Origin of the sequence: Pseudonocardia benzenivorans CB1190 (assembly GCF_000196675.2) — a bacterium.
In the GTDB taxonomy this organism is placed as follows: Bacteria; Actinomycetota; Actinomycetes; order Mycobacteriales; family Pseudonocardiaceae; genus Pseudonocardia; species Pseudonocardia benzenivorans.
In genome coordinates this window covers 2522921-2535416 of record NC_015312.1, presented here as the reverse complement: position 1 = coordinate 2535416, position 12496 = coordinate 2522921, and the positions used below count along the sequence as shown (strand labels likewise).

Annotated in this window: 14 protein-coding genes; 2 read left to right on the top strand and 12 right to left on the bottom strand. The window is 73.1% G+C overall.

The features are described from left to right. Positions 1 to 198: 198 nt before the first annotated feature. The 8 genes from PSED_RS12050 to PSED_RS12015 form a co-directional block, all read right to left on the bottom strand. Entirely contained in the window at positions 199 to 642 is a 444-nt protein-coding gene (locus tag PSED_RS12050; protein ID WP_013674515.1) for a hypothetical protein, read from the bottom strand. A 276-nt stretch (positions 643 to 918) separates the two neighbouring features. Then, positions 919 to 1170, bottom strand: coding sequence for a hypothetical protein (locus PSED_RS12045; RefSeq protein ID WP_013674514.1), 252 nt, complete (start codon positions 1168 to 1170; stop codon positions 919 to 921). Between the two features lie 99 nt (positions 1171 to 1269). Further along, a complete protein-coding gene (locus PSED_RS12040; RefSeq protein WP_013674513.1) occupies positions 1270 to 1587 on the bottom strand; it encodes an STAS domain-containing protein in 318 nt (105 codons plus the stop codon). Continuing rightward, entirely contained in the window at positions 1584 to 3179 is a 1596-nt protein-coding gene (locus PSED_RS12035; RefSeq protein WP_041759560.1) for an ATP-binding SpoIIE family protein phosphatase, read from the bottom strand. Before PSED_RS12035 ends, PSED_RS12040 begins: the two co-directional genes overlap by 4 nt. 95 nt (positions 3180 to 3274) lie before the next feature. Then, positions 3275 to 4186 carry a SigB/SigF/SigG family RNA polymerase sigma factor gene (locus tag PSED_RS12030; protein WP_013674511.1) on the bottom strand — a complete coding sequence of 304 codons (912 nt, stop codon included), beginning with the start codon at positions 4184 to 4186 and terminating at the stop codon, positions 3275 to 3277. Positions 4187 to 4374: 188 nt separating this feature from the next. Next, the gene (locus PSED_RS12025; protein ID WP_041759558.1) at positions 4375 to 4806 is read right to left on the bottom strand and encodes an ATP-binding protein; all 432 of its coding nucleotides are present in this window, start codon (positions 4804 to 4806) and stop codon (positions 4375 to 4377) included. Positions 4807 to 4861: 55 nt separating this feature from the next. Then, entirely contained in the window at positions 4862 to 5866 is a 1005-nt protein-coding gene (locus tag PSED_RS12020) for a TIGR03557 family F420-dependent LLM class oxidoreductase (protein WP_013674510.1), read from the bottom strand. Between the two features lie 48 nt (positions 5867 to 5914). Continuing rightward, positions 5915 to 6598 (bottom strand): GAF and ANTAR domain-containing protein, encoded by a 684-nt coding sequence (locus PSED_RS12015; protein ID WP_013674509.1) that lies wholly within the window; start codon positions 6596 to 6598, stop codon positions 5915 to 5917. 80 nt (positions 6599 to 6678) lie between these two features. Between PSED_RS12015 and PSED_RS12010 the strand changes: the two genes are divergently transcribed. Next, positions 6679 to 7251 carry an ANTAR domain-containing protein gene (locus tag PSED_RS12010; protein WP_013674508.1) on the top strand — a complete coding sequence of 191 codons (573 nt, stop codon included), beginning with the start codon at positions 6679 to 6681 and terminating at the stop codon, positions 7249 to 7251. A gap of 88 nt (positions 7252 to 7339) precedes the next feature. Beyond that, entirely contained in the window at positions 7340 to 7522 is a 183-nt protein-coding gene (locus tag PSED_RS12005; RefSeq protein ID WP_013674507.1) for a hypothetical protein, read from the top strand. A 67-nt stretch (positions 7523 to 7589) separates the two neighbouring features. Here the strand turns inward: PSED_RS12005 and PSED_RS12000 are convergent, their stop codons facing one another. The 4 genes from PSED_RS12000 to PSED_RS11985 form a co-directional block, all read right to left on the bottom strand. After that, entirely contained in the window at positions 7590 to 8684 is a 1095-nt protein-coding gene (locus PSED_RS12000) for an LLM class flavin-dependent oxidoreductase (protein ID WP_013674506.1), read from the bottom strand. Positions 8685 to 8733: 49 nt separating this feature from the next. Then, the gene (locus tag PSED_RS11995) at positions 8734 to 9648 is read right to left on the bottom strand and encodes an ABC transporter permease (RefSeq protein WP_013674505.1); all 915 of its coding nucleotides are present in this window, start codon (positions 9646 to 9648) and stop codon (positions 8734 to 8736) included. After that, positions 9645 to 10595, bottom strand: coding sequence for an ABC transporter permease (locus tag PSED_RS11990; RefSeq protein WP_013674504.1), 951 nt, complete (start codon positions 10593 to 10595; stop codon positions 9645 to 9647). The genes PSED_RS11995 and PSED_RS11990 overlap by 4 nt, the downstream gene beginning before the upstream one ends. A gap of 105 nt (positions 10596 to 10700) precedes the next feature. Continuing rightward, entirely contained in the window at positions 10701 to 12311 is a 1611-nt protein-coding gene (locus PSED_RS11985) for an ABC transporter substrate-binding protein (protein WP_013674503.1), read from the bottom strand. Positions 12312 to 12496 lie beyond the last annotated feature (185 nt).

Below are 12496 nucleotides of genomic sequence, written 5' to 3'. Positions count from 1 at the left end.
CAGTTACCCGAGCCAATCCGGACCCACACATTCGCGAGCCCAATCACCGATAAATGGGCCGTTCGGCCTATTCCGCCGGGCCATTTCACGCGAGTGATCGAGATTCATCCGGGTGCCGGACCTCCGAATGCCCGAACGCCTTGCTCTGGTCGGAATCCGCCGCCGATCGCGGCGGCGCCGACCACGAGACCGGTCGCGTCATTCCGTCGCGCGCGCCGCGGCCACGACGATCAGCACGACGAGCGCGACCAGCAGCACGACCACCGTGATCGGGAGCAGCAGGATCGCGAGCACCAGCACGGCGACGAGCGCGGCGCGCATCCCGGGGCTCATGGCACCGATCGCGCCCTTGAACGCACCCCAGATCGGGTTCGACCCGGCCATGCCGGCCCGCACCGCGCCGAGCAGCCCGCCCATGGCCAGGCCACCGGTCGAGGCGCTGCGCTCGAACATCGCGGCAAGGTCCTCGACCTTGTCCAGGACGATCCCCGTCGTCGCGCGCAACGCCGAGCGCAACAGCTCCTTGAGGCTGTCCTTCAGGTCCTCGACCGCGGCGGCCCGGCGTTCGGAGTCCGACGGCCGGCTGCCGTTCGTCGACACGTGCCGCGGGTCGTCGATCTCGAGTGCCGTCGTCGGCCGCATGCGTCCACCCTCCGCTGGGTGCCACCGCCCGGCTGCGGCGGCACGACGTGCCCGGTTACCCGGCACCGGGCCCGGGTTATCCGCGTCGCACGGGAATTCCGCGTCACGCGGGAATTCCGCGTCGCGCGGGAATTCCGCGCGCGGGAACTGGGCCACGACGCACGCCGTGGTCCCAGGCCCGTCCGTACCTGCGACCGGGCGGGACCGATGCGCGTGCCGGCCCGGCGCCACGATCCAGCGGCTCGCCGGAACCGCTCGTGGCCCGGGGCCGCGCGGTCAACCTCCCGACATGCGCTGCATCCGGCGCAGGACGTCGGTGCTCGGGAACGCGCCCTCGCGCGACTTCTGCGCCAGCAGCTCGACGTACTCGGGAACCATGTCGGGCGGGATCGACTGCTCGATCATGTCGAGCTGCGTGCCACTCGGGTACGGGTCGTCGCGGACGGTGTCGAGCAGCAGCCGGATGAACACCTCCCTCGGCGTCGCCTCGGGCTGTTCGTCGTATCCGTCCCGGTCCGTCGCGGTCATGTGCGGCTCCTGACGTCGCTGCTGTGGGCCCCGGCCCCGCCCGGGTTCCCGGGTCCGGCGACGCTCAACCGTCCGGGTCGCGCCCGGTTACGGCGACGTTCAGTGGACCGCCACGATGTCGCCGAGCCCCGACAGATCGACAGCCCGGCGGACGACCGAGCCCTCCGGCACCCGCACGTCGAACGCCACCTGCAGCAGCTCGAGCCGCGACGCCAGGGTGAACAGGACACGCAGGCCGGCGCTGTCGAGGTACTCGAGGGCGCCGAGGTCGATGGTGACCGACCGGGCCTCGTTGTCGACCATGTCGTGGATGCGCCGCTCGACCGCGCCCGCGTTCTGCAGGTCGATCTCCCCGGTGACGACGATCTCGACGGTGCCGGGCGCCGGCTCCCGGCACGTCACCTCTGCATCGGTCATGCCGTGTCCTCCCTCCGGCCCAGCGTCGTCGTGAGCACCACCTGCGTGCCACCGAGACCACGGTCGACCCGGATGTCGTCCATCAGGGCGTACATCAGTGTCGTCCCTCGGCCCCGGTTCGTCCCGCGGGGATCGCGCCACGAGCCGGTGTCGGTGACGGTGACGGTCAGCCGCGGGCCGTCGCGCTCCAGCTGGACCTCGACCGTCCCGCCACCGGGACCGTAGGCGTGCTCGACCGCGTTCGCGCACGCCTCACCGACGGCGAGGACGAGGTCGGCGGTCTCGGCGGGCGTCGCGCCGAGCGCCTCGACGTAGGTCCGCACGGCGTGCCGGATGACCCGAAGCGACCGGGGTTCGGCCGGCTCGACGAGCGTGAGGGAGCCGCCCGTCACCGCGGCGGCCGACCGCATCACGACGAGCAGGGCCACGTCGTCGACCGCCTGGTGGTTGCCGATCATCCGGCCCATCACGGTGCTGCACACCAGCTCCGCCGGGCCCGGGACGACGGCGGACATGAGCCGCTGCAGCCCGGTGTCGAGCGACTCGTGGCGGCGTTCGACGAGCCCGTCGGTGTAGAGCACGAGCCCACCACCCGCGGGCAGGTCGACCATGGTCGTGTGCCGTCGCCGTGACCGGGTCAGGCCGATCGGCGGGTCCGCCGGCATCTCCACCAGCTCGCCGGGGTGGCCGGGGACGGCCCGGATCGGCGGCGGGTGCCCGGCCGACGACACGCGGGCGACGTCGAGGGTCGGCTCCACGACCGCGCACAGCACGGTCGCCATGACGTCGGGCTCGAAGTGCCGGGTCTGTTCGTCGAGGCGCCGGAGCATCTCCGACGGATCGTCGCTGACCAGGGCGTACGCGCGCATCGCGCTGCGCAGCCTGCTCATCGCCACCGACGCGTTCAGCCCGCGACCGACGACGTCCCCCACCACCACGCACAGTCGTCCCGACGGCAGGTCGAACACGTCGTACCAGTCGCCGCCGACGTCCCCGCCGCCCCCGGGGACGTAGCGCGCGGCGAGCTCGAGGCCCGGGATCTCGGGCAGCAGGCCGGGCAGCAGGCTGCGTTGCAGCACCGACGCGGCCGTGAGCTCGGCATGCGTCATCCGGGCCCGGGTGGCGAGCGCGATGCGATCGGCCGCGAGCTGCAGCAGCTCGGCGTCCTCGGCGGTGAAGATGCGTGGTTCGAGCGTCCCGACGTGCACGACCCCGATGACGTCCTCGCCGATGCACAGGGGGACACCGAGCAGCGAACGGATCCCCTTCTCGCGCAGGATCGGGTTGAGGACGTTGCCGTGGTCGACCTCGGCGATGGTGACGGCCTTGCGCTCCTGGGCGACCCGGCCGGCGAAACCTCGACCGAACGGGATCCGCACGCCCTGGCGGGTCTCCTCCTCCAGACCCAGCGCGGCCCTCGCGACGAGGAACGCCCCGGACGGCTCGAGCAGCAGCACGGCGCCGGTGTCGACATGCAAGAGGTCGCGGACGCGTTCGAGGACCGCCTCGAGCAGCTCGTCGACGTCGAGCCGGGCGAGGTCGGAGTCGGTGAGCGCCTGCAGCCGTCGCAGCTGCTCACCGTGGGGATCCATCGGTTGCACCCCTCGCCTCCTCACGTCCACGCGCACCGTCGCCGTGGCGGACGGGAGGTGGCCCGGGGTCCCGGGCGACGATGCCGTCCCAGAGATTACGTGGAGGCGAGGTCATCGTTGGTCGCGGCCAGCCCTTCCCGCAGGCGTTCGAGGGTGCGCGCGAGCAGCCGCGACACGTGCATCTGTGAGACCCCGACCCTCGCGGCGATCTGCGACTGGGTCTGGTCGCCGAAGAACCGCAGCGTCAGGATCAGACGTTCACGCTCGGGAAGCTGTTCGATCAACGGTTTGAGCGCGATCGCGTACTCGACGTGGTCGTAGGCCTTCTCGACCGTCCCGACACGTTCCTCGGGTGCGTCGTCGTCGTGGGTGACCGGGAACAGCGGCGTCGCCCGGCGGTCGGCCGCGGCGGCGAGCGCCTCGATGACCTCCTCGCGGTCGACGCCGAGGTGGGCCGCGAGCTCGCTCGGCCGCGGGGCGCGGCCGAGCTCCTGGGTCAGCGGGCCGGAGGCCTTGCCGATGGCGACCCCGAGGTCCTTCAGCCGCCGCGGCACCCGCATCGACCAGGTCCGGTCGCGGAAGTACCGCAGGATCTCGCCGCGGACGCACGGGATGAGGTAGCCGAGGAACTCGCCCTTCGCGCGCTCGGGGTCCCAGCGGTCGATCGCGGTGATCAGCCCGACGGTTCCGGTCTGCACGAGGTCGTCGTACGCGGCGACCCGATAGCCGTTGCCGTAGCGGCGGGCGAGGTGCTCGACCACCGGCAGGAACGACAGCACCAGCTGCTCGCGGATGCGCTCGCGCTCGGGATCGTCGGCCGGGAGCGCGGCGTAGCGCTGCAGCAACGGCATCTGGTCGGCGTACTCGCTGGGGCCCAGCTCGGTAGCATCGGCGGCCGGGTCGGCCGTGTGGTCCGCCGCGTGGTCCGCGGCGCCGTGATCGGCGGTGCGGACGGCATCGTCGTCCACCGGCACCGGGCCGGCGGTCGGGCGGGCGTTGTCGAGCACGGAGCCTCCTCGAATCTGCGATCGAGAGGCAGCTGGTTGTACCTCCACCGGGACCCGGCGGCGGACCGCCCGGACACCCGTCCACGGGGCGCGGCCGATCAGGGCCGCGACCAGGCCGGGTTCCCGGCGGCGCGCCACTTCAACCGGAATCCGGGGAACTCGCGCCCGACCAGCGGCGACACGCGCGGTCACCGTCGCTCCGCCGCGACCAGCTCCTCGTCGTCGGTCCACACCGTCAGGCAGGTTCCCGCGTCGCCGGTCGCCAGGGTCATGCCCTGCGAGACCGACCGGATCAGCGCCAGCCCGTTGCCGGGGCAGGGGTGCGCGCCGGCGTCGCGCCAGTGCCCGAAGTCCGTGACCACGGCGAGCACCCGCATGCGGCCCGGCGTCGTCGCCTGCAGGGCCAGCTCGATCGTGACGCGCCCGGACGCGAAGCCCGGATAGGCGTGCTGGACGCTGTTGCTGAACGCCTCGACGACCGCGAACACCAGCTCGTCCGTCGCCGAGTCGGGCCAGCCGTTGGCGGCGAGCCAGGTCTGTAGCGCCCGCCGGACCAGGCTGACCTGCTGCGGCTGCGCGTCCAGCCCGAGATGCAGGGACTGCCGGTCCATGACGGTCATCTCCGTCCACCTGGCCGCCGGGGCTGCCGGCGGCGACGACCCCCGGTGGTAGCGCTCACCGCCGCACGGCGAGCCCGGGGCCCTCCGACTTGCCGTACTCCTCGCGCAGTGCGGGGAGCAACGTCGTGCGGGCGAACTCGCAGAAGTCCGGTTGCATCTCGCCTCCGACCTCGACGAGGGCGACGTGGGTGAACCCGGCGTCGACGAAGGGACGAACCGCCTCCACGTGGGCGTCGACGTCGGGTCCGCACGGGATCGCCGCCGCGACGTCGTCGGGCCGGACGAACTGGGTCGCCGCCGCGAAGCCCGCCGTTCCGGGCAGCTCCGCGTTGACCTTCCACCCCCCGCCGAACCAGCGGAACAGCGAGTGCGCCCGGTCGGTCGCGGCGCCGGCGTCGGGGCCCCAGCTGATCGGCTGCTGCCCGATCTTGGGCAGCTCCGCTCCTGCGGCGGCGTCCCAGCCGCGGACGAGCTCGGCCTCGGGCTGCACCGCGACCATCGCGTCGGCGACGGGCGCGTACCGCTGCACCGACTGCGCCCCCGACACCGCGACGGCGAGCGGCACGCCGCCGTCGGGCAGGTCCCACAGCTTCGCGGAGTCGACCCGGAAGTGCCGGCCCTGCGTGGTCACGTACCCGCCGGCGAGCAGGTTCCGGATGATCCCGACGGCCTCGTCGAGCATCTCCTGGCGCACGTCCGCGGTGGGCCACCCGCGGCCGACCACGTGCTCGTTGAGGTTCTCCCCCGCCCCGAGCCCGAGCGCGAACCGGCCGCCGGACAACAGCCCGACGGTCGCGGCCTTCTGCGCGACGACCGCGGGGTGGTACCGCATGATCGGGCAGGTCACGTACGTCATGAAGGGGACGTGCTCGGTGGCCGTGGCGACGGCGCCGAGCACGCTCCATGCGTAGGGGGCGTGGCCCATCTCGTCGAGCCACGGGAAGTAGTGGTCGCTCATCACCTCGAAGTCGAAGCCCGCACGCTCGGCCGCGACCGCGTCGGCGACGAGCTCGCGCGGACCGCGCTGTTCGGTCATGAGGGTGTAGCCGAACGACGTCATGGCGTCCGCCTACCCCGCCTCCGCTCGGCTATCCGCGTCCGCCGGGGTCTATCCGCTCCCGCGGTCCGGCCCGGGCAGGCGGCCGGTGGCCAGCAGTTCCTCGGCCACGTCGGCGACCTTCCGGCGACGGTTGCGCGCGGCGCGGCGCAGCAGGTCGAACGCGGTCACGGCGTCGGTCCGCCGGGCCGCCATCACGTACCCGACGGCACGCTCGATCACGACGCGGTAGTCGAGGGCGTACTGCAGCTGGCGGACGAGCTCGCCGGTGTGCCGGGCCGCCAGCGCGGAGCGCAGGCTCATCTGCAGCACCTGGGCGTAGCGGGTCAGCGCGGCGTGCTCGGAGTCGTCCCAGCGGTGCGGGCGGTCCAGGTAGACGTCGAGCGAGCCGACGACGACCCCGCCGAGGCGGACCGGCACGCCGAGGACCGCGCGCACCCCGTGCCCGACGAGCACGTCCCGGCTCGCGAGCCAGCGCTGCTCGGCGGCGAGGTCGTCGGTCGCGACCGGCCTGCCGTCGACGAAGGTGTCGACGCAGGGCCCCTGCCCGGTCTCGCTCTGCACCTCCTCCAGGACGCGGCCCGGCCCGTCGGTCGCGGCCGCGTAGCGCAGCGTGTCCTGCTCGTCGGCGACCATCAGCCCGGCACCGGAGGTCCCGAAGAGGTCGACGGCCGCGGTGACGATCTCCCCCCCCCCCGGCCGACCTCCTCGCGCTCCTGCTCGACCTCGGCGCACCCTCGGCCGCGGGAGCACTGTCGGCCGCGGGCGGGCTGCGACCGGCCGGGAGCGCGGTCGAGACCGCCGTCGTCGCGCTCGTGCGCGACCGGGTCCCCGGGGTCGCCTCGGTCAGCGTGACCCGCCGGGTCGGCGCGCGCCCGGCCACGGCCGTGGCGAGCGATCCGCTGGCCGAGCGCGCGGACCGGATCCAGTACGAGGTCGGCAAGGGCCCGTGCCTGCATGCGTTGACGGCCGGCGAGCCCGTGCGGCTCGACCTCACGGCGACCGACGACCGGCGCTGGCCCGGGTTCCGCAGCCGGATGCGCGCCGAGACCGCGATCCGGTCCGTCCTGAGCCATCCGTTGCCCGACGTCGTCCCCGCGAGCCTGAACGTCTACCTGGCCACGCCGCCCCCCGGGGACGACGCCGTCGCCGCGGCCGCGGTCGCCGCGGGCCTCGTGCTGGCGGCCGCCGCGGCCCGGGACCGGGCCGACCAGCTGCGGGAGGCGTTGGACAGCAGCCGGACCATCGGCGCGGCGATCGGAATCCTGATGGTCCGCGACGGCGTGACGCGTGACGCGGCGTTCGCCGCGCTGCGTGAGGCCAGTCAGCTGCGCAACCGCAAGCTGCGCGACCTGGCCGCGGAGATCGTCGCGAGCCGAACCGGTTGACCGATCGAGGGAACCCGGAGGACTTTCATCGTGCTACGATATTTATATGTCGTGACACGACATTTCCGTGTCGAGGCGAGGAGGAACCATGTGGGAGGACGTCGCCGTCGCGCTGGCGTGCACCGGGTTCGTGATCGCGTTCGCGGTCGTCGCGCTCGAGCTGTGGACCATGGGGCGGCTCGGCGAGCTCACCGGCCGGGGCGGCACCCGTCCGGCGGACTTCGCGCCGCACCCGGAGCACGCCCCGGAGCGGTCGAGGCCGGTGCCCTGACCGCTTCGGCCACGGCCGCCCCCGGCCGTCCCGGCGACACGCACGCCTCCGGGGGCCGGGGCTCCGGTCAGGCGGTGAAGCCCTTCGCCCGGCCGGAATCGTGCGGGCCCCACAGGGTCGTCGTCACCTCGCGCCGCACCAGCGGGGCGACCTCCTCGGCGAATCGGGTCAGCACCTCCTGCTGCTGCACATAGGGCAGCGTCGGGTTGACCGACACCGACTGCACGTCGTGCCGGAACGACTTGTGGTAGTCGACGATCTTCTCCGCCACCCGCTCCGGCGTCCCGACCAGCGCCGGCCCGTGCGCGACGGCCTCCTCGATCGTCGCGAACGACGTCACCTTGCCCGGCCGGTCGTCGCCGGCGTGCGCGGCGCGCATCTTCGCGGCGAACCCCTCGTAGATCGGCCGGTACTGCGCGACGGCCTCGGCGTCGGTGTCGGCGAGGAACAGCCCGCCCGAGCCGGAGCCGACGTAGCCGACGGCCGGGTCGTGCCCGTTGGCCACCAGCTGCTCGCGGTAGCGCTCGATCAGCACCAGGTAGTTCTCCCTGGGCTGCAACGCGTTCGCCGAGAAGATCGGATCGCCCCACCTCGCGGCGAGGTCGACCGCGACGGTGGACGTCGCCGACCCGTGCCAGATGCGGAACGGGCCGTCGAACGGGCGCGGGTGCGTCGTCACCGAGTCGAGGTCCGCGTGGTGCGTGCCCTTCCACGACACCCCTTCATCGCGCAGCAGCCGGCGCAGCAGCTCGTAGTTCTCGGTGAGGTACTCGTACTGCTTGGCGAGCTCCAGCCCGAAGAGCGGGAAGTGCTTGTCCTCGTTGCCCTTCCCGATCACGATCTCGAGCCTGCCGCCGGAGAGCTGGTCGATGGTCGCGTAGTCCTCCGCGACGCGGACCGGGTCGAGCAGCGAGAGCACCGTCACCCCGGTCGAGAGCAGGATCCGGCTCGTGGCCTGGGCCAGCGCGCCGAGCAGCACCGTGGGTGCGGACGAGACGAACTCCCCCGCGTGCCGCTCACCGACGGCGTACGAGTCGAACCCCAGACGCTCCGCCAGCACCGCGGTCTCCACGACCCGGCGCAGCCGCTCGTGGACCGAGACGATCTCCCTGGTCACCGGGTGCGGTGTGTGCGGGACGATGTCGAGAACCTGGAACCTCATTGAACCCCTTATCCGGTGTGGCCGGGGCGGCGGCCGACGAGCCGAGCGCTCATCGGGCCCGCGCCCACTCCCCGTCGAGCGCCCGGGAGATCCGGTTGACCGACAGCACGGTGGCGGCGATCGTCAGGCCCGGCAGCGCGCACAGCCACCACGACGTCGCCAGGTAGTTGCGACCCTCGGCGATCAGCGAGCCCCACTCCGGCGCGGGCGGCGGCGCGCCGTAGCCGAGGAACGACAGCGAGGAGATGGCGAGGATCGCCAGCCCGAACTCCAGCACGGCGAGCACCAGCACCGGGCCGGCCGCGTTGGGCAGCACGTGCCGCACGAGCGTCACGTGCCGGCGGGTGCCGATCGCCCTGGCCGCCTCGACGTAGGTCGACTGCCGGATGCGCAGGGTCTCCGCCCGCATCACCCTGGCGAAGCTCGCGACGCTGGCCACCCCCACCGCGATCGCCACCTTCACCGTGCCGTAGCCGAGCGCGGTGATCAGCGCGAGCGAGAGCAGGATCGCCGGGATCGACAGCAGCACGTCGACGACGCGCATGAGCGCCTCGTCGACCCAGCGGCCGACGAAGCCCGCGAGCAGGCCGATCAGCCCGCCGACGACGAGCGCCACCGCGACGGCGATCAGCGTCGCCTGCAGCGACAGCGACGCGCCGTGCACGACGCGTGTGTAGAGGTCGCGGCCCAGGTAGTCGGTCCCGAACACGTGCGCGCCGCTGGGCGGGCGCAGTTTGTCGGCGACGACCCCGACGTTCGGGTCGCCCGGCGCCAGCACGCCCGGCGCGAACGCGGCGAGCAGCACCAGCGCCACGACGACCACCGCGGCGAGGAGCCCCGGTCTGCGGCCGAGGAAGCGCAGCAACCGTCGGCGCCGCTCCTTGCGCGACAACGGCTCGGACCGGGCCACGCCCGCGGGCGCGGCGGCCTCCGTCGAGTCCGGCCTGATCAGCAGCTCGGTCATGCGGTCGCCGGCACCCCCCTCGTGATCCTCGGGTCGAGCACCGGGTACACCAGGTCGACCAGCAGGTTGACGCCCACGAACACCACCGCGGAGAACAGCACGATCCCCTGGACCATCGGGATGTCCTGGACGCCGACGGCCTGCACCATGAGCCGGCCCAGTCCCGGCCGGGTGAAGACGGTCTCCACCACGACCGTCCCGGCGAGCAGGTTGCCGGCCACGTAGCCGAGCACCGTCAGCGCCGGGATGACGGCGTTGGGCAGCGCGTGGCGCAGGTGGATCGCGCCGCGCCCGACGCCCTTCGCCCGTGCGGTCTGGACGTACGCCTCGTCGAGCGCGGTCTGCAGGCTCTTCGCGAGCACCTGCGCGACCAGCGCGCCCGTCGGCAGGCCGAGCGTCACCGACGGCAGGACCAGCGACCGGAAGCCGGTCGACCCCACCGACGGCAGCAGGTGCAGGTCGAACGCGAAGATCTGCACCAGCATCAGCCCGACCCAGAACACCGGCAGCGAGACCGCCAGCGACGGGAGCGCCATGAGGCCCTGGCGCAGCCAGCGGAACCGTGTGTAGGTCGCGACGACCGCCACCACGGTGCCCAGCACGACGGCGACGAGCAGGCCGCCGAGCGCGATCTGCAGCGTGGGTGGCAACGCCGCCAGGACGGCGCTCCGCACGTCCTCGCCGGTCTGGATGGACGTGCCCAGGTTCCCGTGCAGCGCCTCCCACAGCCGGTTGCCGTACTGCACGACCACCGGCTGGTCGAAGCCGTAGCGCGCCTTGAGCGCCTCGATCGCGGCGGGCGAGAGCGGCTCGCCGTCGAGCCCGCCGCTCGCCATCGTCGTGACCGGGTCGCCGGGCAACAGGTACAGCACGGCGAAGCTGACGGTGTAGGCGGCCCACAGCACCGCGACCGCGGTGACGATGCGCCGCACCAGGTACCGGGTCACGGCGGGGTCACCCGCTCGGTCGGCACGGTCACGACGTTCCCCCCATCACGACTTCCCCCGGGTCACGACTTCCCCCGCGCACGACGAGCTCCGTTCCTCGAACCGTCAGGCCGACTTCCACGCGTCGTGCAGCTGGATGCGCGACGACGCGTCGAACGTGACGCCGTGCACGGTCGGCCCCACCGCCAGCACCGTCGTCAGCTCGACGACCGGCACGTAGAAGCCCTGCGTGAGCAACAGCTGCTGGGCCTGGCCGACGAGCCGGGTGCGCTCGGCCGGGTCCGGCTCGCCCGCCTGGGCCACCAGCACCGGCTCGAGCGGGCTCTGCGGAATCCGGTAGAAGTTGGAGCCGGCGACCGAGAACTGGCTGCGCAGCAGGTCGGGATCGGCCCGGGTCAGGTTGCCCCACAGTGCGGTGAAGTCGCCCGCGGCCTGCTGGCTCGCCAGCTGCGCGACCGGGACCTGCTGGATCCGGATGTCGATGCCGACGGCCTTGGCCTGCTGCTGGATCAGCTCCAGCGCCGGCTGGTTGGTCCCGGCGACCGGGGCGTAGGTGACCGGGATCGTGAGCTCCTGGCCGTCCTTGGCGCGGATGCCGCCGGGCCCGGGGACCCAGCCGGCCGCGTCGAGGACGGACCGCGCCTTGGCCGCGTCGAAGACGACGAGCGCCGACTCGTCGGCGTAGGACGGCGTCGTCGAGGCCAGCACGCTGGTCGCCGCCCTGGTCTGCGACGGGAAGACCCCGCCCACGATGTCCTGGCGGTTGATCGCCAACGACAGAGCCTGTCGCACAGCGGGATCGGCGACGACGGGCTTGCTGAGGTTGAACCCGATGCCGAACACGATGCCCGGGTTGGGGCGGGCGAGCAGCTGGTCGCCGGCACCCGTCAGGGGCGCCTCGTCCTGCTGCCCGATGCTGCCGATCGCGTCGACCTCACCGGACTGCAGCGAGCCGGTCCGGACACCGGACTCCGGCACGATCGTGAACCGCAGGGTGTCGAGGTACGCCTCGCCCGGGTGGGCGAACAGCGACGAGCCCCAGTCGTAGCCCGGCCGCTTGGCGAGCGTGATCGAGGCGTTCTTGACGTAGCTCTGCAGCGTGAACGGACCCGAGCCGATCACACCGGCGCAGCGGTCGTCGTCGGACCTGGCGACCGAGGCCGGCGACAGGATCCCGAGGCTGTGGGTCGAGGTGGCCTGCAGGAACTGGACGTTCGGCTGGGTGAAGCTCACGGTGAGCTGCGTCGGGCTCTGCGCCGTCGTCCCCGCGTACCCGGCGAGGTAGCCCTTCGCGAGCGCCGCGCGGACCCCGAGCGACGGGATGCGGTCGAAGTTGGCCTTCACCGCCGCGGCGTCGAGCGGGGTGCCGTCGGAGAACGTGACCCCGGTCCGCAGGGTGAAGGTGAAGCTCTTGGCGTCCGGGGAGGTCTGCCACGCCGTGGCCAGCCACGGCTTCAGTTCTCCGGTCCTCGGGTCCTGGTCGGTCAGCGAGTCGACCAGCTGACGCACGGAGTAGATCGTGTCGTTGCTCGCGACCTGCTGGGGGTCGACACAGCCCGCGTCGCTGCCGACGGCGAAGGTGAGCGTGCCGCCGGCCCGCGGCGGACCCGCGTCGGCCTCCGTTCCCGAGCTCCCCCCGCCGCAGGCGGCCAGCACCAGTGCGGCGGCGGCGAGGAGGGCCGGGAACATCGCTGCCCGGCGCGATCGTGCGGTCATCGGTGGTTCCTTCTTCGGGAGGGAGCGTCCCCGTCGGCGGGTGGGCCGGACGGGGCCGGTCGTGGTCGGCGGTCGGACGGGTTCGGGGTCAGGACGGCGCGTGGCCGGTGTGGTTCGCCGAGGCCCATGGGCGGGTGCAGGCCGAGGTTGTCGCGCAGGGTCGAGCCCGTGTACTCGCTGCGCAT